This is a genomic window from Aristaeella lactis (genome assembly GCF_018118585.1).
Classification (GTDB): Bacteria; Bacillota; Clostridia; order Christensenellales; family Aristaeellaceae; genus Aristaeella; species Aristaeella lactis.
This window is the reverse complement of record NZ_CP069421.1, coordinates 2,731,847-2,751,586: the sequence shown is the minus strand read 5'-3', so window position 1 is coordinate 2,751,586 and position 19,740 is coordinate 2,731,847. Positions and strand designations below refer to the sequence as shown.

Sequence of the window (19,740 nt, the reverse complement as noted above, 5' to 3'; positions counted from 1 at the left end):
GATGTCAAGCCTTTTTCACTTTAGGCACATGGTATTCATACTTGTTGTCAAAATCAAACCGGACAGATTCCGGCGGGGCTTCCAGCAAAGCGGGATCATCCATGTATTTGATCATGGAGGCGAAGAACGCCGAATAGTGGGCGCCGGAGCACATCCGCTCATCCGCCGTCATGCCCAGCGGCAGCCAGCGCTTCATCCTCGTCTTGCCTTCGCTGTCCGTAATGGCTTCCTTCAGGATGTTGCCCATGCCGATAAACATGCTCACACTGCCGAAGTTATAGATGTGATGCCATACATGGTTCAGGCCGATGGACGCGTTGTTCGTGATGAACAGGCCGCTGTAGAAGGGCAGTTCCCGGATCAGGAATCCCGGTGCGAGGCCGTAACGGTCCAGCAGCCGATACAGTCCCACAATGCCTGTGGCCAGGCCGGGGATCTTCAGCAGGGCACCTGCCAGCTTGGTGAGGAAAGCATCGTCTTCCTCTTCCCGGATCTTCTCCTGGGCGGCGATCATCCGGTCCCGTACGTCAAAGATCGTATCTGTCAGGTCAAACTCGATCCGCGCCGTCACTTCGTTGCTCTCATTGTTCTGGGGATCCTTCAGGACCACGTAGGAAATGGAGCAGTTGTTCCGGGCATAGTATTGTTTGTTGAAAATATACCGGTTCAGTTCAGGCAGCTGGCTGACCGACCGGACATAAGCGGCGGCGATGATCTGCATAAAGGTGATCTTTTCGCCCTGCCGGTTCTTCTCGGCGATATACCGGGCCGCCTTTTCATAGTCCATTTTGTGCTGCAGGAACACCTGCGCGTCGCAGCGCATGGGCATCAGGTAAGGAGTAATCTGCACAATGGGGTCTACGTCCCTCAGACGTTTTCCATCCGGTCTGAAACCAAACATACCGATGCCCTCCCTTTATTCCTTAAAACAGGCCAGTAGCCTTTTCCAGCGCTTCCTGCTGCGCGTGAAGGAGTTCCTCAAACTGCCTGCGGTATTCCACCGCGGTTTCCTTCAGGGCGGCAACTTCCTTCTCCAGACCTTCCCGCTCTTCAGCCAGGCCGTTCAGGCGCTCACTCGCTTCGGTTTCAGCCTTCAGGCGGATCGCTTCCGCGTCTTCCCGGGCTTTACGGATGGTTTCTTCCTTCACGGTTGCGGCCATTTCCAGGATCTCCCGGAATTTGCCTTCATCTTCTTTGCTGATCCCGTTGTTTTCGGTCTCAGGTGCCGTGGGTCTTACGATCGTGGTCTTCTGGCGCAGGTCCTGGATTTCATTGTTCAGTCTGTCCAGTTCTTCACAGATCAGGTCCAGGAAGCCGTCCACCTCGTCCCGGTTGTAACCTCTTGCTTCAATGGTAAACTCCTTGTCCGCAATGATATCGGCCGTGATTCTTTCCATGCTCGTATCCTCCTTCCGGCTCATAAATTATTCATTGTTCATTATTCATTGATTCAGAATCAGCGATTCTGAATCAGAACCCGTATCCTCCGAAGCTGCCATAGGCTCCGGCAGCCACCGGCATCGTTCCGGTATACGGATTATATCCCTGCAGCTCGCCGTTGCGTGCCGCGTTCCATTCCACCGTGTTTGACCCGTTCCGGCGTTCACGCCGGCCCGGATAGGGCGCTTCCGCCGCCGCAGCCGGCGGCACCCACGCGGACATTACGTCCGGCTGCCGCAGCATTTCCGCGGCTGCCGGCTGTTCCGGCAGGATCTTCACGCCTTCCGGCGCGATCACCACAATACGTGCGCCTGCCAGCAGACGGACAGAGCAGCCAAGGGTGAAGGCCGCGCCCGCCAGCATATCCTGGCAGCGCATGCTCTCGCTCTCATTGGCGATGGCATCCAGCATCACGATCAGGGTTTCCCCGTCTTTCATGCACTCAATCGCTTCATAGCAGCTCTTCAGGCCGGTCAGGGTAATGATATGCTCCACATGATACTGCGCGTGGTCCATTCTCGGTTCCATGCCGGGCATATAGGAAATATTATCCCTGCCGCCCTGCATATAGCTGGTCTGTCCGCTGAAGCTGCCCTTGCCGACATAGTCCTGCGCGGGCATCTGTTCCTGCGTACGGAAATATCCGGTTCCCTGCTGCTGGCCGTAAACCGTCTGATTATAGGCGGTCTGGTTGTAGGCAGTCTGCCCGTAGGCAGTCTGGTCATACGCGGTCTGACCGTAAGCTGTCTGGCCGAAAGCAGTCTGCTGTTCGTAACCGCCGTAGTTCACGGGCGGATTCATTCCGGTAAACCCTGTATGTACATAAAGGGGATCCTGGCCGGCACCCTGCGCCTGGGGCATTCCGCCCTGCTGGGGTTCCGCCGACTTTTTCCGAAGCGGGCGGTAATGACTGGTGCCTCCGTCCGGCCGGCGGGTAATATCCGCCGACACCCGGGAAAAGACCCCTTCAATACTCTTCATCAGATCTTTCAGTGCCATCTGCATTTCCTTTCTTTTGCCCCGTCAACCGCGGGGTCCGAATATCGCGCTTCCTACGCGAACCATGGTCGCTCCGTGAGCCGCCGCCAGCTGGTAGTCACCGGACATTCCCATGCTCAGCTCTTCCATGGCGGCTCCGCTCAGATTCCTGTCTTTCAGGCGATCAAACAGTTCCCGTGTCCGCGCGAACAATCCGTCAAGATATTCCCGGTCTTCCGTCAGCGGCATCACCGCCATCAGGCCCCGGATCTCCAGTCCCTCCAGGGGAGCGATCTTTTTCAGGAACGCTTCCGTTTCTTCGAAGGGAACCCCGCCTTTCTGTTCTTCCCCGGCAGGGCTGATCTCCACCAGGACCGGCATCCGCTTTCCGGCGGCCAGTGCCCGGTTATGAATCTCCATGGCCAGCGGTTCGCTGTCCACGGACTGGATCATACATACGTCTCCGACAATCTGCTTTACCTTGTTCCGCTGAAGGCGGCCGATCAGGTGGATCCGGAAGCTGTCCCGGAGCGCCGGCAGTTTGGTCAGCAGCTCCTGCACCCTGTTTTCGCCGATCTCCGTGATCCCCATCTCCGCCAGCGGCAGGATCTCCTCCGCGCTGTGGGTCTTGGTCACAGCGATCAGCTTCGGAACGGGATACCGGCCGTTCGCGGCCTCCTCCAGTTCCTGCCGTACCAGCGTAACCCTGCGTTCCAGTTCCTCCCGGGTCATGGATTCCATGTCCTCCTCACCAGAACAGTTTTACCGTCTGTCCTTCATAGATCGTATCCGGCTGGATCGGGGAGATATAAACCATCCCGTCCCGCTTGTCCACAACATTCACGGGGATAAAGAACGGATAATCTCCGTCCAGCACCACCACGCCGGGCATATTGTCCTGCGTCCAGATCGCCTGGGGCGGAACCATGAGGCTGGTCACGTTGTCACCCAGGACGCCTGTGCATGTACGGATATACATAACCGGCTGGACATCGGACATGACCTCAAGCTGTACCTCCAGCTCTCCGCCCGTCCGGGTAAAGCTCAGCACCCTGGCGCGAACCATCGTATCCTTGAAGTTTTCCAGCTTCAGTTCGTATTCAGCGCCTTCCACCGGATTCCAGTTGTTGTCCCTGATCAGCATCAGCACAACCCAGTGCCCGTCCTTGATCAGGCGGTAAACGGTGGTCTTGCCCTTCAGGCTCAGATTGTCCGAAGGTTTCGCTCCGTTGATCATCGCCCGGACTTCCGCGGGACTGAACTCAGAGTAGTTGGACATCGTCAGCCCGTACTCGTAGCCGTCGGAATAGAAGCTTACCAGGCCTTCAGCCTTTGCGTCACACTGCTTTGTCCAGCTGGTGATCCGCTGAAGCTGGCTCTGCTCATCGTCATAGTAACGGCTCAGGCGCTGATCCTTGACATACAGTTCCCGAAGCCTTTCCTGCCGTTTCTTGATCGCGGCGGCAAGCTCCGTTTCCTGGTTATACATATTGCCCCTGGCGCCGGCGATCAGTTCCCTGACCTCCCGCGCGCGGGTCAGCACGTCAGCCTCCAGTTTTTCCATGTAGGCGTCAGTGCTCACCTGCTGCCTGAGCAGTTTAATCTGGTATTCCTTGATCTGGTCCCGGTAATCCTGCAGCACTTTCTGTTCCTTGGTGCTGTAGCTGGTGGAGTAAACGTTGCAGATCTTGGTTCCCTTTGTGACATAGCTTCCCTCTTCCGCCACGTAGCGCACGCTGGAAACCGTGTCCTCGTTATAAGGAATCTCATCCCGCACGATCAGGCAGTCACCCGTATACCGGGAACCGATCACACCGGCCTGGATCTGGGCGGAAGTCGGGTTCTGGGGGGCCAGCGCGGTGACAAGATACCAGACAGCAAACGCAAGCACCAGCACGATCAGCATGATCTGCGGCACACTCATTCGTTTGTTTTCCGGCGGCGTCGGCATTTGTACCGGCTCCGGAGGCATCATTTCATACACCCGCGTTTCCCCTCCTTCCCACAACAGAATATTATATCATGCGTATTCGCTCTTTGGCAAATTCAGCTCAGCGCAGCCATTCCGCGGGACGCACAACGGCTACGGGCGTTTCATCATTCGTTACTTCCAGTGTCATCAGGGCTTTCTCCCCGCTGATCCGCTTCTTTTCCGGGGTCGCGGTAGCCATGACAAACGCCATTCCGACCACTTTCACATTGAACTCCCGCATCAGTTCCACCATACCGCCGGCGGTTCCGCCGCCCTTGAGGAAGTCATCCACAATCAGCGCCTGCTGGTTTTCCTTCACCGCGCGGCGGCTCAGGCTCATGGTTTCAATGCTTCCGCTTCCGGAAACATAGTTGATGTTCACCGCGGATCCCTCATACACCCTGGAGGAATGGCGGGCGATCACCAGCGGGACACCCAGCGCGTTCGCCGTGGCGAAGGCAACCGGAATGCCCTTCGTTTCCATCGTCAGCACAAAGTCCGGCTGTGTGTCATAGTACTCGGTCGCGATGATCTCGCCCATGCGGTTCACGATCTCCGGCGTGGACAGGATATCGCTGTAATACAGGAATCCGCCCGGCAGGACCCGTTCCGTTCCGCTGAGCTTCTCGCACAGGTCTCCGATCGTCACGCGCGCCTTTTCCCGGCTGACCGTCGGGCGGTATCTCACGCCGCCGGCAGCGCCGGTCACGGTCTCCACTTCGCCCAGGTCGAAAGCTTTGGAAACCTGCTGCAGCAGGTCAACGTCCTCGCTCATCGTGGACTTCGCGGTACCAAACAGTTCACAAAAGCTGTTCAGTGTGAAAATCCTGTTCGGTGTCCCCGACAGCAGTTTCATCATGGCAGTCATTCGTTCATTCCGGCGGATTCTGTCCATATGCTGTATCTCCCCATCCCTGCTCCAGCAGCGTCCATAAATGCATAACCTTACAAATAAACAGTATACCACTTTTCCCGAATGATTTAAAGATTTTTTGCCGTATTGTTCGGAAAAAACAGAAAAGCCGGCCTTGTGAGGCCGGCAAATCTTCAGTTTCCATTCCGGTTCGGGGAGCTTACTCCTCCGCTGCCAGGAACGGTTTAATTTCCTCCAGCAGGTCGCTGCAGTCATCGCTGTAGATTTCCAGGGTGATAGGCTTTGACAGGTCCAGGGAGAAGATTCCGAGGATCGACTTGGCATCAACCACATGGCGCCCTGCACGCAGATCCATCTCATACGGGTAGCGCGCAACGATGTTGACGAAGTTGTTTACATTCTCGACCAGGCTCAGTCGGATCAAAGCGGACTTCACGGCAAAGCACCTCCTTTGTTTTTTGTCCGTCACCGGAACAATTCCGGTGAGGGTTCATATCATACAGCATTTCGATATCGGTTTCAATTTCCTGTCCGGACGTTTCCAGACCGGATTGTCCATCAGTCAGCTGACTGGGTGGCTTCCTTGTCCCGGATCCGAAGCATCAGCGTGTTCTCTTCCTGATCCCAGACCGCTTCTCCCTTCAGGGCGGAAGCCAGGAACTGGGCATTGATGAAGTGGCCTTCCGTGGCGAAGTCGTAATCGTCTTCCTTCATGGAGATCTCCATGCCGTCCACCGACGCGGAGCAGCCCTTGTCCTCGTTATACAGGACCAGGGTATATCCCGCGGCTTCCAGCACAACGGAACCCACGCCGTCATCCGTCAGCTGCCATCCGTCCACGCACTCGCACAGGTCATCCAGGCTGACGCGGATCTTGTTTTCGTTCTGGCTCAGGCGCGGCCGGGTTGTGACCGGAACGCCGTCTTCCATCACCATGAATTCCAGCGGGCCATCTCCCTCGTTCAGGGCAACGTTACCGCTGACCGGTTCATAGAAGTCCGCGTCCAGATCCACGTTTTCAACCACTTCCGGAATATCCTCATCCGTTGCCGGGGCGGTTTCGGTTTCCTGAACCGCTTCTGTTTCCGCCGGCACGGCGGTTTCTTCGGCCGGAGCTTCTGTCTCAGGCGCATCCGTCACAGGGGCGTCTGTCTCGGGGGGGACAGTTTCAGGAGCCGCGGTCTCGGAGGCAGGGGGTGTTTCCGGCGCATTCGTGGCTTCCGGCGGAGCGGGTGTCACTTCCGGCGCGGCGGTCTGTTCCGGATTCGGAACGATCTGGTCGTTTTCAAACAGGTTGGTCTGCGTCGCCCGTCCGGCAATGCCGTCGGCCTTCAGGCCGTTGTAATACTGGAATTTCTTAACTGCGTTATAGGTTTGCCGTCCGTAGGCTCCGTCCGCGGAATCATCCGGCAGGTATTTCAGCTCGATCAGTTTTTCCTGCAGTTTTTTGACTTCCTTGCCCTTGGTCCCCATGGTCAGGTTGTGATAACCCTTCGTGTTCGGCGTAATGGTAGGCACCGGGAAGGGCGTGATCTTCTCCGTCTCCTTCTCCTTTGCCTTCGGCGCCGCGGTGATGGTTTCACTGCCCTTTTCGACAGTGTCCGTAGTCTCCACGATCGCCGTATCCTGAACGGGACTCGGGATGGGCGTCTCCTTCGGAGCGGCCGTGCTCTGCACCGCCAGCGTTAACGTCGCCGACATGTATATCAGCAGGGTCCTCATTAAATCCATACGTGCCACTCCTCCGTCCTATATGCTGTTACCTTTTCAAATTATTATATCAAACCGCGGCTCTGATGACAATAGATGTTTTGTATGATACAATCAGGCGTCGGCAGTCTGAAATTCCGGAATCAGGAATTCAGGAATATAACGAATCATCACCTGCATATCTTTCACGTAAATCATCTTTTTTCGGTGCTGATATCAAACCTCACCAGACACCCGGTTCATGCATATAAATGATGAATTGTGAATTATGAATTACTGTTAACAGCGGAGCGTATGTATGGAACAGCTTGAAGCAACCATCGAGGGAACCGTCTTCCGGAATGAGGAAAACGGCTGGACCGTCCTTACCGTCCGTTCAGGCCGGTCTGAGGTCACTGTCACCGGTTCCCTGCCGGAACTCAGCCCCGGCGAGCAGGCTGTCTTCACCGGCGAATGGACTGAGCACCGTACCTACGGCCGCCAGTTCCGCTGCGTCTCCTGTGAACTGAAAACGCCCACAACACTCCTGGGTATAGAACGTTTCCTCGGCAGCGGCCTCATCCACGGGGTAGGTCCTTCCACCGCTACGCTGATCGTTGCCGCCTTCGGCGAGGATACCCTTACCATCCTTTCCGAGCATCCCGAGCGGCTGAGCGAGGTCAAGGGGATCGGCAAAAAGCGCGCCGCCATGATCGCCGAAAGTTTCCTGGAGCAGCAGAGCACCCGCCGTGCCATGATCTTCCTCCAGTCCTACGGCATCTCCCCCGCCCTGGCCATCCGGATCAGCCGCCATTATGGCGACCGTACACCGGAGATGATCCGAGAAAATCCCTACCGCCTCTGCGATGACCTGGAGGGTGTCGGTTTCAAAACAGCCGACCGGATCGGCCTGTCCCTGGGGATTCCGCCTGAAAGTGAAGACCGCGTCTGTTCCGCCATGAAATACATCCTGCGTGACGCCGCCGCGGTTTCCGGCCATATCTACCTGCCGGAGCAGGAACTCTGTTCCTCCTCCGCGTCTTTGCTCAACGTTCCCCTGTCGCTCTGCCAGCAGGCGCTGCGCGGCCTGCTGGTTTCCGGCGCCCTTCTGTCCGAATCGGATGATCCGGACACCCGCCGGATCTACCTGCCGTACTACTGGCACGCGGAGCAGGAGGTCGCCCTCATGATCCGCCGCCTGATGACCGCCGCTTCCGCCGATAAATACGCGGGTGTTTCCCGCGCCATCACGTCTTTTGAAAAGAGCCGCGGAATCACTTTTTCCCCCACCCAGCGCAAGGCCATCGCCGGCGCGCTGGAAAACGGCGTCTTTGTCATCACCGGCGGCCCCGGCACCGGCAAGACCACCATCATCAACTGTATCCTGGAGCTGCTCTCGAAGGAGCATGAAACCGTCCTGTGCGCGCCGACCGGCCGTGCCGCCAAGCGCATGAGCGAGGCCACCGGGGCCGAAGCCCGCACCATCCACCGCCTGCTGGAATACAGCGGTGAGCAGGGTGCCTTCACCCGCACCGAAGACAATCCGCTGGATACGGACTGCGTCATTGCCGATGAAACCTCCATGATCGACCTGGTGCTCATGCGGGCCCTCCTCAAGGCCATCCGTCCCGACACCCGCCTGATCCTCGTCGGTGACGCGGACCAGCTGCCCAGCGTCGGCGCCGGCAATGTACTGGGGGATATCCTTGACAGCGGGGAAGTTCCCTGCGTCCGCCTCACGGAGATCTACCGCCAGAGCGGCGAAAGCCATATCGTCCTCAACGCCCACCTGATCAACAGCGGAAAAATGCCCATCCTCAACGAAAAGGGCACCGATTTCTTCTTTGAGCGAAAGACTGCCCTGGCGGACGCGGCCCAGAGCATCACGGCCCTGGTCACCTCCCGCCTGCCCGGCTACCTGCACTATCCGGAAAAGGACCGCCTGGCCCTTTCCGTCCGGAACATCCAGGTCCTGGCCCCTTCCCGCAAGGGGGAATGCGGCGTCAACGCCCTTAACCTGCGCCTGCAGGAAGTCCTGAACCCGCCGTCCCCGGACAAGCCGCAGCTCCTCTGGGGAGAGATTCTCTTCCGTCTTGGCGATAAGGTGATCCAGACCCGGAACGACTACCGGCTGCCCTGGTATCGGAAAACCCCGGAAGGCATTGAGGAAGGCGCCGGTGTCTTCAACGGGGATGTGGGCTTCATCACCGCCGTGGATCCGGAAAACCAGACACTGACCGTCCGCTTCGACGAAGACCGGGATGTCACCTATGAAACCGGGGACCTGGAAGACCTGGAACCCGCCTACTGCCTCAGCGTGCACAAATCCCAGGGCAGTGAGTTCCCGGTCATCGTGATGCCGGTGACCCCCGGCCCGCCCATGCTGCTTACCCGCAACCTGCTTTATACCGCCCTGACCCGGGCAAAAAGCCTGGTGGTGCTCGTCGGCATGGAGTCCGTCATCCGCCGCATGGTGGAGAACGACCATGTGATCCGCCGCTATACCACCCTGGCCCGGCGGCTCATTGATACCGGGGAGCTGGTCCGATGAGTTCCCGTAAATTTGAAAAATGGCTCTTTGGCAAGTGGGGGCCTTTGGAAAAAGCGCTTGCCGCCTGGGGCCGGGATGTGATCTGGCCCGAGAATGTTTTGTGCTGCGCCTGCGGCCGGGCAACGGACGGAGGCGCGCTTTGCGCTGCCTGCCGTGATTCCCTCCGGTACAATGGCCTTTTCTATGCCTGGCGGGAAAAGGAACTGCAGCCAGGACTGACCGTCTGGTCCCTCCGTCCCCATGACGGCGTTCCCCGCCAGCTGATCATCCGGCTCAAATACGGCGCGGAGGCCCGGGCAGCCGGTGTGCTCGCGGACCTGCTCCTGCCCCTGCCGGATGACGTTGTTTTTCCGCCGGATACCGTTGTCACCTGGGTCACCATGCCGGAATCCCGCCGCCGGGACCGGGCTGTTGATCACGGGAGACTGCTGGCGGAAGCCTTTGCCGAAAAGCTGTCCCTGCCCTGCCGCCAGCTGCTGCTTCGGCGGGACCGGTTTGAAAAACACCAGGTCGGCCTCAGCGCCGGGCAGCGTGCCGCTAACCTGAAAGGCGCTTTCCGGGCCAAAGAACCCATTTCTTTTCCCGTGCTTATCGTGGATGACGTACGCACCACAGGCACCACCCTGTGCCGCTGCGCCGATGCTTTGCATGCCGGCGGCGCGGAAAAGATTTTTGCCCTGACCGTCACAGCCCGAAAATGATTGACATAAAAGCCCTTTCAGCGGTATTATAAGCGTTAGTCTGCTATGTACGATCAATGGAGGAACGCCTGTGCTTGAATGTATTGTGACAAAGTTCGGCGGCAGTTCGCTGGCCAATGACGAACAGTTCCGCAAAGTGCGGAGCATCCTGGAGCTGGAACCCACCCGCCGTTACCTGATCCCCAGCGCCCCCGGAAAGCGCTACAAGGAAGACGATAAAGTCACTGATCTGCTGTATCAGTGCTACGATCTTGCCACCGAAGGCAAGTCCATCGCCGAGCCTTTTTCCCGTATCCGGGATCGCTATCTGTCCATCGCCCGCGGCCTGCATCTGAAGGTGGATATCGCCTCCAAGCTGGACGAGGTGGAACAGGGCATCTCCGGCGGCAAGGGCAAGGACTGGTGCGCCAGCCGCGGTGAGTACCTCTGCGGTATCCTCATGGCTGACTACCTGGGATGGCGTTTCGTGGATCCCTATGACGGAATCATCTTCCGCGAAAACGGCACCCTGGATGATGAGAAAACCCAGGAAAAGCTTTCCGCCCTCCTGAAGGACGGCGAGCCTTCCGTTGTGCCCGGTTTCTACGGTTCCAAGGAGAACGGCGAAGTCTGCACTTTCTCCCGCAGCGGCAGTGATATCACCGGCGCCCTGGTTGCCCGCGCGGTCAATGCCGATGTGTATGAAAACTGGACCGACGTTTCCGGTTTCCTGATGGCGGATCCCCGGATCATTGACAACCCGGCGGAAATCTCCTCCATCACCTACAAGGAACTCCGGGAGCTGAGCCACATGGGCGCTTCCGTCCTGCATGAGGACGCCATGTTCCCCGTGCACAAGGCCGGCATCCCCACCAACATCCGCAACACCAACAAGCCGTATCATCCCGGCACCATGATCAGCAAGAACGCTCCCAACGAGATCTCCGTTCCCACGATCACCGGTATCGCCGGCCACAAGGGATACAGCGTTATCTCCGTGGAAAAGAGCATGATGAACAGCGAGGTCGGTTTCGGCCGCAAGGTTCTGCAGGTCCTCGAGAATTACGGCGTGTCCTTTGAGCATATGCCCACCGGTATCGACAGCATGTGCGTCGTGGTGAACAGCTCCTCCCTGGAGCCCCACCGCACCGATATCCTCCGGGAGATCGAAAACCTGGTCAACGGCAGTGGCAGCGTCTCTGTCAGCGACAACATGTCCATCATTGCGACCGTCGGCCGCGGCATGGTGCATAACTGCGGCACCGCCGCCCGTCTCTTCTCCGCCATGAGCCGTGCCCGCATCAACGTGCGGATGATCGACCAGGGCTCCAGCGAGCTGAGCATTATCGTCGGTGTCAATGACAACGACTTCGAAGCCACCATCCACGCCATTTATCATGAATTTGTAGGATAAACATATGATTATTACGCCTGCGGAAATCCGCAGGCGTTTTTCTTTTCCTCACTTCTTGCCGGAAAAACCCCTGATGTTATATAATATATTGTTGTTATTTGATGTTTCCCCGCCGCGGCAGAGATTATTCATTGTGCATTGATTAAGTCTCCCCCACAGTAGTAGAAACCCGTTCGCCAAAGTGTCATTTCGACCGGAACGCAGTGGAGCGGAGAAATCTCCCCCGCCGCCGCGGTCATTGTTGAGCAACTGTCCAAATCTTTGATTTGGGTAACGGTTGCCATGCTACAGCTGTCAAAAGGCGTTTCAGCCTTTTGGTAACAGCGATCGCAGAATTCTGAATTCTTAATTCTTAATTAAATTCCGGAGGTGCTGTATGAGAGTTCTCGTAACCGGATACGCCGGTCAGCTCGGCTGGGACACCGTACGCCAGCTGGAGGCCCGGGGCATTGAATGCCGCGGCGTCGACATGCAGGATTTTGACCTGACCGACGGCCAGGCCGTCAAAAACTATGTACAGGAGTTCCGCCCGTCCGTCATTGTCCATTGCGCTGCCTATACCGGCGTGGACAAAGCGGAGTCGCAGCCTGAAATCTGTGCCGCCGTCAACGGCATGGGTACGGTTAATGTGGTCCGGGCCGCCCTCAGCGTAGGTGCGAAACTGGTGTTCATCTCCACCGACTATGTTTTCCCCGGCACCGGGGATAAGCCCTACCAGGTGGATGATCCCTACGGCCCCCAGAACGTCTACGGCATGAGCAAGGTTCAGGGCGAGGACGCCGTCCGCTCCCTGATGACCCGCTACTTCATCCTTCGCACCAGCTGGGTCTTCGGCAAAAACGGCCACAACTTCGTCCGCACCATGCTGCGCCTCGGTGCTGAGAAAAAGGAGATCCGCGTGGTCAATGACCAGATCGGATCCCCCACCTATACCCAGGACCTCGCCCGCGTCATCTGCGATATGATCATCACCGACAAATACGGCATCTATCATGTCCGCAATGAAGGTTTCCTGTCCTGGTATGATTTCGCGAAGATGATTATGGAGAAGGCCGGCCTTCCCTGTCGGGTCATTCCGGTTCCCTCCTCCGAATATCCCACCCCCGCCAAGCGGCCTCTCAATTCCCGCCTGGACGGTTCCAAGCTTGCCGAATCCGGCTTCACTCCCATGCCCACCGTGGAAAATGCCCTGGACCGGTACCTGGAAGAGATCAAAGACGAAATCCATGCCTGATAAACACTTCAGGATCAGGCAGCGCTCCGGATCAAACGATCCGGAGCGCTGTTTTTATATCATTTGGAACGTTTCTGTTTGACTCAGTTTCTTGACAGAATATATTACTAATAGTAATATTCCTATTAGCAACACAGGAAAGGAGCACTGACGATGGAAAACATGATCCTCAGCCTGCTTATTCTGAAAGCCATGACGATCTATGAAATGCGCACCTATATACAGCAGAATCTTTCCACAGTTTGCAGTGACAGCCTTGGAAGTATGCAGACTGCAATCAGGAAACTTCTGGACAAAGGATATGTTTCCGTAACCGAATATGTGGACAATAATACCCTGAAGAAGCAGTACAGCCTCACACCCGAAGGCGTGTACTATTATAAAGATTGGGTGGGAACTCCGATCAACATCCAAAAGATGAAGAGCATGGAGGAGGGGAAGTTTTTCTTCCTTGGAATCGCCCCCGGCAAGAAAAGAGTCGCGTTCCTTAAATCGTTCATTTCCGATCTGGAGGACGAGTACAGGAAACTTCTTGTCATTAAAGACTGCGTTGATAAAACCCAGAAAACCGCGATAGAAAGAAACACCAGACGAATAAAGGAAGACCCCGGCCTTGTCAGCAACCTGCTGGAGGTTTCCGGAGAAAAGTCCGTTGAACAGGCTGTCACCAACATAGACAATTACCAGCTCTACATGCTGGAGTATGGGTTGGAGAGAGTGAAGACAGATTTGGAGTTTTATAAGAAAATCCTGAAACGCGAACTGAAGGAAGATTCGTTATGAAAAAAGCAGCAGGAAACAGGAAGGTGAAACGCGTGATGATTGCGATCGTAATCGTGGCTGTGGTAATCGTGGCCCTTAAGTTTATATTGTTCCCGCCGGTAAAAGAGATTCCTGTCACAGGGAAATACCAAGTCACTTCCGAAGATTACTGGGTGAATGAAGACAAGGCAGATCCCTATTCCGGGAAGGACAGCAAGAGGCAGCTTCAGGTCAGAAGATGGTATCCCGTTGATTGTACCGAAGAAAAGTCGGTTATTGTGGCGTCTCATGGATCCTGCGGAACAATAGATAACAACGTGAGTCTTTATCGGGAACTGGCAAGCCACGGATACACAGTCCTTGCGGTAGCTCACCCCGGTCAGGCGGCATGGGTCAGATATGAAAATGGCAGGAAAAGCGGCCCAAGCATGGACTTTTTAAAGGAAATGTCTGCCCTGAAACCGGATGAGGATCCTGAGAAGGCCTATGAAGTTTTCCATAAGTGGATGGAAATCAGAACCGATGATCTGAATGCGGTCATGGATGACTGGACAGCAAAAGCCGGAGCATCTCAGTTTATCGCTGAAGGGCATTCCCTCGGCGGGTCGGCGGCATATGCCATGGCCAGGATCAGGAATGACGTGGTCGGTGTTATTGCTTTGGAATCACCGTTTATGTACGACATTAAGGGTGTTGAAAACGGCAAGTTCATTTTTGATGACAGCGATTATAATGTCCCTGTATTAAGCATCTATTCCGATGCCAGTTATCCGCATCTGAAGGAATGGGGACAGTACGGAAACAACGCAAAGTTTTGGGACAGTCCCAACCCTCTTTATACAAACATCCATTATGAAAACATAGGTCATATGGGTTTATGCGACCTATCCCTGGTCTCGCCTGTCTTAACAGCCATTATGGATGGCGGCTTCCAGAAAGTAAAAGCCACCGACCAGCTCACAAAGATGAATGAAGATTGCCTCACCTGGGTTGTTAACCTGACAGACGGAATGTTGAAATAAAGAAAGAGGAAACAAAAGAAATCTTTACGCTTGTATTTTCACGATGGAATAATCATCTGCACAAATAAACATATTCCGGTTTAATAGTATTCATATTCGTATTCCCCCGTATCCGGTACGGTTTCCGTAAACAGGATTTCTCCCGCCTGATTGATCAGCTTCCGTTCATAGATAATCCACCCATAATAACCAAACGGTGCAGCTCTTCCTTCTGTCACCCAGGCCCTGCCATTTATGAAAGATTCCGCTTCTTTATATCGTGGCGGAATAACCCAGTTCCCAACCGCGTCAATATATCCTGCTTTTCCGGATTCAGCATCTATCACAGCACACAAGCCTTCACAAAAACGATACTTGCTGTCGCTATATTTTCTGCCAAACTGCGGTTCTGTCAGGATATTCCCCTGATCATTCATCAGGCCAAACCTGTGTCTTGTTACGAAATCTTCCCCATCCGGATCTTCAATCTCATACCAGAGCACGCCATCCGCTCCGCATGCTTTTATATACTTCAGGTTCGGCACAGTCACGGTGAACAGCAATGTGTCCCCTTCCCCGAAAACAGCCAGCGTATCAGGATTGTCTTCCTGTTGAATATAATCCATATTCTCGGATATATACCAACGTGTTTCAGTGTTTTTGGGGGCGACCTTCAGTTGTCCTTCCGGAGTGATTTCATACCATACATTGTCTTTTCTCACTGAAGCAGTTCCGTCATCAAATGAATATGCCGAGCTGTATTCCGCTGGAATCACCAGCTTCCCTTCCATATCCATGTATCCATATAAACCGCTTTCCTTGTCTTGAACAACGCACAGGTCATCAGAAAAGCGGTTTCCGTATATAGTGGTTCCTTCAGGCGCGATATATTCTTTTCCGTTCTCATCAATCAGCAGGGTTTGTCCGTCCGGAGAGGTCACTGTCGCATAGCCTCTTGCGAAATCATCAGCTGCCTCATACTGGCACGGTATACGGATTCCCCCTGTCTTTCTGTCCGCGAACCCGGTCTTCCCATCTATCTTGATACGGATCAGGCTGGAAGTATTACCATCAGAAGCATAGCCATACAAGTATTGTGGTATTACATCATCATACAAATACCCCGAGAAAAACCCTGTCTCAATATCCAGGAAACCGCATTTGCCGTTAAGTCCCAATATATACAATCCATCATCAGAACGCTTCAGCCAAGCAGACTTGTCCGGATGCAGTACCCACTCTCCATTTGTATTAATCAGCCCTTCGCGGTTTTCTATCGATACTTCCGGTATGACTTCTACTTCTGCATAATCACCTGCAAAGTCATCTGCGTGAATAAATTGCGGGGGCATAACAACCTGGCCCTGTTCATCAATATAACCGAACAATCCGTTTTCTCCTCGATAAGCGTATTTTGGTTTTCCGGTTCCGGCTTTTTCAGCCATAATGACTGTAAACTGTTCATCCTCATCAAGAAGAACTATCTTCCCTTCATGGTCAATAAGAGCATAATTATCCTCCGTCAGTTCCACCGTTGCCTGCCCGTCCACAAATACGCTCGCCCACACATAAGCCGGTGTAATCACCACATTTCCGTTGATATCAGCATAGCCAAACAGTCCTGTACTGTCATCCATTACGTCGATCAGTCCTTCCGACATACGACTGCCATCCACCGCTGAAATACCATCCGGCAGCTGAATGATCCCGCCGTCAGTTTTCACAAGCTCAAATTTGCCCGGAACAGCATCCCCGGTTTCTTCATCCTGTCCGGTCACAGGAGCCAGCGCTTCCACGCCCTCATGAAAAGCGGATATAAAGTATTCTGTGCTGATCCAGTATTGATAAGGAAGCACCAGTTCACCGGTAGTTCGATCGGCGAAACCCATGTATTCTGTTCCATCCCGTTTTTCTGACACAGGAATCAGATCACACTTTCCATATGTATCCAGGACATTTTCATACTTTAATCCGGAAAAGAAACCTGACGGCACATCAAAAAAACCGTATGACTCGTTATCATTCCTATCCCGTTGCCAGACTATATAATACCCGTCATCCCATGTTCCGAATCCTCCAAAACCTTCTCCGTAGCCGTCTTCAATATCATACTCCGGCTGCAGAACAAACTCTCCGCTGCGATCGATGATACCGTCATAAATATATCCATCATCTTTGCGGATACTGACACAGGCATAGTTTCCCCGGAAACCATCAGTATCCTGATACTGTGCAGGGATCACCCAGTTCCCGGCAGCATCGGAATATCCCCACAGTTGATTCTCCGCCTGTTTGGGATACAGTTCATCATTCGTTCCTGCATTTTCCGCGCCTGCAGCCGCAGCCAGCAGGCACAGGATCACCAGGATCACTGATACGGTCATGAGTCGGCGTTTCATTCTCCCGCTCCCCTTTCGGAATGGTCTCCCGCTCTGTTTTGAAATGCGTTTCTGCTTATATGACGGATCAGAATGACAGCAGGTTCCCTTTGTTGCCTTATCATTCTGAATAAAAAGAAAACCGGCTATAACCTCTTGTTTGTACTGGCTTTGATTCTATTATCGTCATACCGGTTCGTCAATGTTTCTTTGACAGTTTTTTCCTTTTCCCTTTCCATACAGCAAAGCCCGGATACGATTTACCGTATCCGGGCTGCTTATGGGGGTATAGAGGTTGCCCTGTCTGTCAGATTTCAGTTGGCTGCTTATTCAGCCAGGATCGTTTCAGCCAGCTTCTGGCCGGCCAGGTAGCCGGAAGTGAAAGCCCAGCCCTGGTCCGCGCCGCCGTAGGTGACGTATTCCTTCTTTTCGGTGAACATGATGCCCAGGCAGTCGGTACCAACCGCGTACAGGCCTTCCAGCGGTTCGCCGTCAGCCTTCAGCACACGGAACTGCTCGTCCACGTCCAGGGCGCCAGTGGTGGAATAGATCCATGGCGCGCCCTTCACGGCGTAGTACGGTCCGTTGCCTTCGACCTTCTCATAGACGTTGTACTCACCCTCCATGGGACGTCCGCTCAGGTCATAGATGACGGGGTTCTTTTCAATACCCTGGGGCGGATTTTCCTTGGTGTCGCAGTAGCTGTTGTAATCCGCCACGGTCTTCGCCAGTGTCGCGGGATCCACGCCGATCTTTTCAGCCAGTTCCTCAAGGGTATCTGCCTTGTAGATGTAATCCATCTCGATGCCCTTCTCCAGGACGTCATACAGTTCGGGGATCGGGGTGTTGGCCGGCCAGCCGCCCTGGTTGATAAAGATACCGATGTTGCTGAACTTCAGGCCGTTTTCCCGGATGGACTGCATCTGCTCATCGGACCAGATGGTGAAGAAGTACGCGCCGGCAGCCCAGTTGCCGTAAGCTGTCAGGGTTGTCTCATCCTTGAAGCGTACGCCCTGGCGGTTGACGGCCAGGCTGTTCGGTGCCACCGCCAGCATCATGGGAACGTCGTTCAGGGAGATGGTGGCAGGCTTGCCGGTGAAGAAGTCCGGATACTCCTGCTGGATGATCGGGAACTCATGCATCACCTTGTAGGCGCCGCCGATGTGGCTCACAGGAGGCATGCCGATGTTATAGGTTGCCGCGCCGTTGTCAATGGCGGACTGGATGATCTTACCGTCGTTCTGGGTCATGCCGTACGCGTTCCAGCGTCCGCCGCCGGAGAGGTTGTAGTATTTGTCAGAGAAATACTTGTCTTCCATTTCCCCGTTGCCGGCGAAACCGCCGGTGGCGGAAACAATGTATTCAGCGTTGATGATATAGGTGGTTCCGTCCGCGCCGACCGCGTTCACACCGGTGACCTTGCCGTCTTCCACGATCAGGGAGGTCGCCTCGGTCTGCAGCATGTACTTACCGCCCTTGGCGGTATAGTTGCTCATGAACTTGTCAAAGTAAGCCTGCACGATGGACTTGTCCACCATGAACCCGTCACCGTAGTTGCAGCAGATCAGGTAGGGATCGGACAGGCCCTGCACCGGCGCGCCGAAGACAAAGCCGTTGTCGATCAGGTAATTCACCGCGTCGCCGGAGGATTCCATCATCATGTCGATGGCCCATTCCTTGGCGTCGCCTTCCGTGTACTCCATCCAGACTTTCTTCAGGTTTTCGGCATCCACGTATTCCTTGCCGTCATTCTTCTCCACAAAGTAGCTGGGGTTGATGGACATGGGGGAAGAGGTAGTGACAGAGGTTCCGCCGTACTTGGCGGCCTTGTCGATCATCAGGACATCAATCTTTGAGGTGTCGCCTTCATAGGCTTCATACAGTTTATCCACAACGCGGTTGCCTGTCATAATGCCGGCGCCGCCCATACCGATAACCAGCACCTTGGTGTTGATGGTTTCGACGGCAGTGCTCTTCTCAGGCACGCTGTAGAAAGCGGTGATCGCGGAAGGATCGCCGCCGGCCGCGTTGATCGCCTGGAGCAGGCAGTCTTCCGTTGCCGCCTTGATGGCTCCGCTGGATACCGTTGCGCCGGTAATGGAGTCCACCTTCACGGACTGGTTTTCGATCATGGCGGGGATCAGGTTTTCAATGGCGGTATTCAGGATGATCGCGGTATCTCCGTTATCTCCCACTTCGATGGATGCGATCTTTCCGCCTTCAATCACCGTCTTCACATTCATCTGGTAGTTCAGGGAAAAGCTCCATGCCTGGGCTTCATAGGTTCCGTCGGCAATAACCAGTTCAGCCGCGCCTTTTCCGGACGCTTCCGCCAGGATCTCGGCAACAGCCGCCTTCGCGGCTCCGGAGGTCACGGTCGCGCCGGCCACACCGTCAATCGCGGCAGACTGCGCTTCCTTCACCTGTCCGGCCAGCGGTTCGAGAGCCGCGGCTCCAACGCCTTCGGTCTCGTTATCGCCGGTGATCGCAACGCCGGTGATCTGACCGCCTTCGATGGTGATCTCAACTTTCACAGGACCGCCAAAGCCCTGCTGTTCCGCGCTGTATGTACCGTCGGTCAGGGCGCTTTCCGCGCAGGCCATGCCGGTCAGCACAGGCAGAACTAGAATTGCGGCAATGAGAATGGCCAGAATCTTTTTCATGTTCTTCTCCTCCTTCGTATGTTCCCGTCAGACGGGTCTTCTCTTTCTGATTTTATTGTAAACGTTGGAACTGTTCCAATGTCAATAGATGCATGCTATAATGT

16 protein-coding genes and 1 pseudogene are annotated in these 19,740 nt (G+C 55.0%); 6 read left to right on the top strand and 11 right to left on the bottom strand.

Features of this window, described 5'->3' with window-relative positions; translation table 11 throughout:
• Positions 1-4: 4 nt before the first annotated feature.
• The 8 genes from JYE50_RS12540 to JYE50_RS12505 all read right to left on the bottom strand — a co-directional run bounded on the left by JYE50_RS12540 (position 5) and on the right by JYE50_RS12505 (position 6,995).
• Positions 5-901: a 2-oxo acid dehydrogenase subunit E2 gene (locus JYE50_RS12540; RefSeq protein WP_084096376.1), complete on the bottom strand. Its 897-nt coding sequence runs from the start codon at positions 899-901 to the stop codon at positions 5-7.
• 22 nt (positions 902-923) lie between these two features.
• Positions 924-1,397, bottom strand: a complete 474-nt coding sequence (locus JYE50_RS12535) for a DivIVA domain-containing protein (RefSeq protein ID WP_179138378.1) — start codon at positions 1,395-1,397, stop codon at positions 924-926.
• A 73-nt stretch (positions 1,398-1,470) separates the two neighbouring features.
• Complete coding sequence (locus tag JYE50_RS12530; protein WP_084096372.1) at positions 1,471-2,439, bottom strand: cell division protein SepF; 969 nt, start codon at positions 2,437-2,439, stop codon at positions 1,471-1,473.
• A 24-nt stretch (positions 2,440-2,463) separates the two neighbouring features.
• Positions 2,464-3,159: a YggS family pyridoxal phosphate-dependent enzyme gene (locus tag JYE50_RS12525; RefSeq protein WP_084096370.1), complete on the bottom strand. Its 696-nt coding sequence runs from the start codon at positions 3,157-3,159 to the stop codon at positions 2,464-2,466.
• 7 nt (positions 3,160-3,166) lie between these two features.
• Entirely contained in the window at positions 3,167-4,342 is a 1,176-nt protein-coding gene (locus tag JYE50_RS12520; protein WP_143763658.1) for a biotin/lipoyl attachment domain-containing protein, read from the bottom strand.
• Positions 4,343-4,469: 127 nt separating this feature from the next.
• Entirely contained in the window at positions 4,470-5,285 is an 816-nt protein-coding gene (gene purR, locus JYE50_RS12515; protein WP_179138377.1) for a pur operon repressor, read from the bottom strand.
• A gap of 178 nt (positions 5,286-5,463) precedes the next feature.
• Positions 5,464-5,700, bottom strand: a complete 237-nt coding sequence (locus tag JYE50_RS12510) for an HPr family phosphocarrier protein (RefSeq protein ID WP_084096364.1) — start codon at positions 5,698-5,700, stop codon at positions 5,464-5,466.
• Between the two features lie 122 nt (positions 5,701-5,822).
• Positions 5,823-6,995 carry a peptidoglycan-binding domain-containing protein gene (locus JYE50_RS12505; protein ID WP_084096362.1) on the bottom strand — a complete coding sequence of 391 codons (1,173 nt, stop codon included), beginning with the start codon at positions 6,993-6,995 and terminating at the stop codon, positions 5,823-5,825.
• A gap of 277 nt (positions 6,996-7,272) precedes the next feature.
• Between JYE50_RS12505 and recD2 the strand changes: the two genes are divergently transcribed.
• The 6 genes from recD2 to JYE50_RS12475 all read left to right on the top strand — a co-directional run bounded on the left by recD2 (position 7,273) and on the right by JYE50_RS12475 (position 14,616).
• Positions 7,273-9,504 (top strand): SF1B family DNA helicase RecD2, encoded by a 2,232-nt coding sequence (gene recD2, locus JYE50_RS12500; RefSeq protein ID WP_084096360.1) that lies wholly within the window; start codon positions 7,273-7,275, stop codon positions 9,502-9,504.
• Entirely contained in the window at positions 9,501-10,205 is a 705-nt protein-coding gene (locus JYE50_RS12495) for a ComF family protein (protein WP_084096358.1), read from the top strand. The genes recD2 and JYE50_RS12495 overlap by 4 nt, the downstream gene beginning before the upstream one ends.
• Before the next feature lie 70 nt (positions 10,206-10,275).
• The gene (locus JYE50_RS12490) at positions 10,276-11,598 is read left to right on the top strand and encodes an aspartate kinase (protein WP_143763656.1); all 1,323 of its coding nucleotides are present in this window, start codon (positions 10,276-10,278) and stop codon (positions 11,596-11,598) included.
• A 376-nt stretch (positions 11,599-11,974) separates the two neighbouring features.
• Positions 11,975-12,832, top strand: a complete 858-nt coding sequence (gene rfbD, locus JYE50_RS12485; protein WP_084096356.1) for a dTDP-4-dehydrorhamnose reductase — start codon at positions 11,975-11,977, stop codon at positions 12,830-12,832.
• A 192-nt stretch (positions 12,833-13,024) separates the two neighbouring features.
• Complete coding sequence (locus JYE50_RS12480; protein WP_143763655.1) at positions 13,025-13,615, top strand: PadR family transcriptional regulator; 591 nt, start codon at positions 13,025-13,027, stop codon at positions 13,613-13,615.
• Positions 13,612-14,616 (top strand): alpha/beta hydrolase, encoded by a 1,005-nt coding sequence (locus JYE50_RS12475; RefSeq protein WP_084096352.1) that lies wholly within the window; start codon positions 13,612-13,614, stop codon positions 14,614-14,616. The genes JYE50_RS12480 and JYE50_RS12475 overlap by 4 nt, the downstream gene beginning before the upstream one ends.
• Before the next feature lie 80 nt (positions 14,617-14,696).
• Here the strand turns inward: JYE50_RS12475 and JYE50_RS12470 are convergent, their stop codons facing one another.
• The 3 genes and pseudogenes from JYE50_RS12470 to JYE50_RS12465 form a co-directional block, all read right to left on the bottom strand.
• A complete protein-coding gene (locus tag JYE50_RS12470) occupies positions 14,697-16,319 on the bottom strand; it encodes a WG repeat-containing protein (protein ID WP_283399233.1) in 1,623 nt (540 codons plus the stop codon).
• 468 nt (positions 16,320-16,787) lie between these two features.
• A pseudogene (locus JYE50_RS15515) lies at positions 16,788-16,979 on the bottom strand (WG repeat-containing protein); the annotation flags it as partial.
• Between the two features lie 320 nt (positions 16,980-17,299).
• Positions 17,300-19,636 carry an FAD-binding protein gene (locus JYE50_RS12465; RefSeq protein WP_084096348.1) on the bottom strand — a complete coding sequence of 779 codons (2,337 nt, stop codon included), beginning with the start codon at positions 19,634-19,636 and terminating at the stop codon, positions 17,300-17,302.
• Positions 19,637-19,740 lie beyond the last annotated feature (104 nt).

What these genes read in the sequence shown, in the direction of transcription:
- JYE50_RS12540 (WP_084096376.1), bottom strand. Translation starts at nt 901, where the DNA reads ATGTTTGGTTTCAGACCGGATGGAAAACGTCTGAGGGACGTAGACCCC.
- JYE50_RS12535 (WP_179138378.1), bottom strand. Translation starts at nt 1,397, where the DNA reads ATGGAAAGAATCACGGCCGATATCATTGCGGACAAGGAGTTTACCATT.
- JYE50_RS12530 (WP_084096372.1), bottom strand. Translation starts at nt 2,439, where the DNA reads ATGGCACTGAAAGATCTGATGAAGAGTATTGAAGGGGTCTTTTCCCGG.
- JYE50_RS12525 (WP_084096370.1), bottom strand. Translation starts at nt 3,159, where the DNA reads ATGGAATCCATGACCCGGGAGGAACTGGAACGCAGGGTTACGCTGGTA.
- JYE50_RS12520 (WP_143763658.1), bottom strand. Translation starts at nt 4,342, where the DNA reads ATGAGTGTGCCGCAGATCATGCTGATCGTGCTGGTGCTTGCGTTTGCT.
- purR (WP_179138377.1), bottom strand. Translation starts at nt 5,285, where the DNA reads ATGGACAGAATCCGCCGGAATGAACGAATGACTGCCATGATGAAACTG.
- JYE50_RS12505 (WP_084096362.1), bottom strand. Translation starts at nt 6,995, where the DNA reads ATGGATTTAATGAGGACCCTGCTGATATACATGTCGGCGACGTTAACG.
- recD2 (WP_084096360.1), top strand. Translation starts at nt 7,273, where the DNA reads ATGGAACAGCTTGAAGCAACCATCGAGGGAACCGTCTTCCGGAATGAG.
- JYE50_RS12495 (WP_084096358.1), top strand. Translation starts at nt 9,501, where the DNA reads ATGAGTTCCCGTAAATTTGAAAAATGGCTCTTTGGCAAGTGGGGGCCT.
- rfbD (WP_084096356.1), top strand. Translation starts at nt 11,975, where the DNA reads ATGAGAGTTCTCGTAACCGGATACGCCGGTCAGCTCGGCTGGGACACC.
- JYE50_RS12480 (WP_143763655.1), top strand. Translation starts at nt 13,025, where the DNA reads ATGACGATCTATGAAATGCGCACCTATATACAGCAGAATCTTTCCACA.
- JYE50_RS12475 (WP_084096352.1), top strand. Translation starts at nt 13,612, where the DNA reads ATGAAAAAAGCAGCAGGAAACAGGAAGGTGAAACGCGTGATGATTGCG.
- JYE50_RS12465 (WP_084096348.1), bottom strand. Translation starts at nt 19,636, where the DNA reads ATGAAAAAGATTCTGGCCATTCTCATTGCCGCAATTCTAGTTCTGCCT.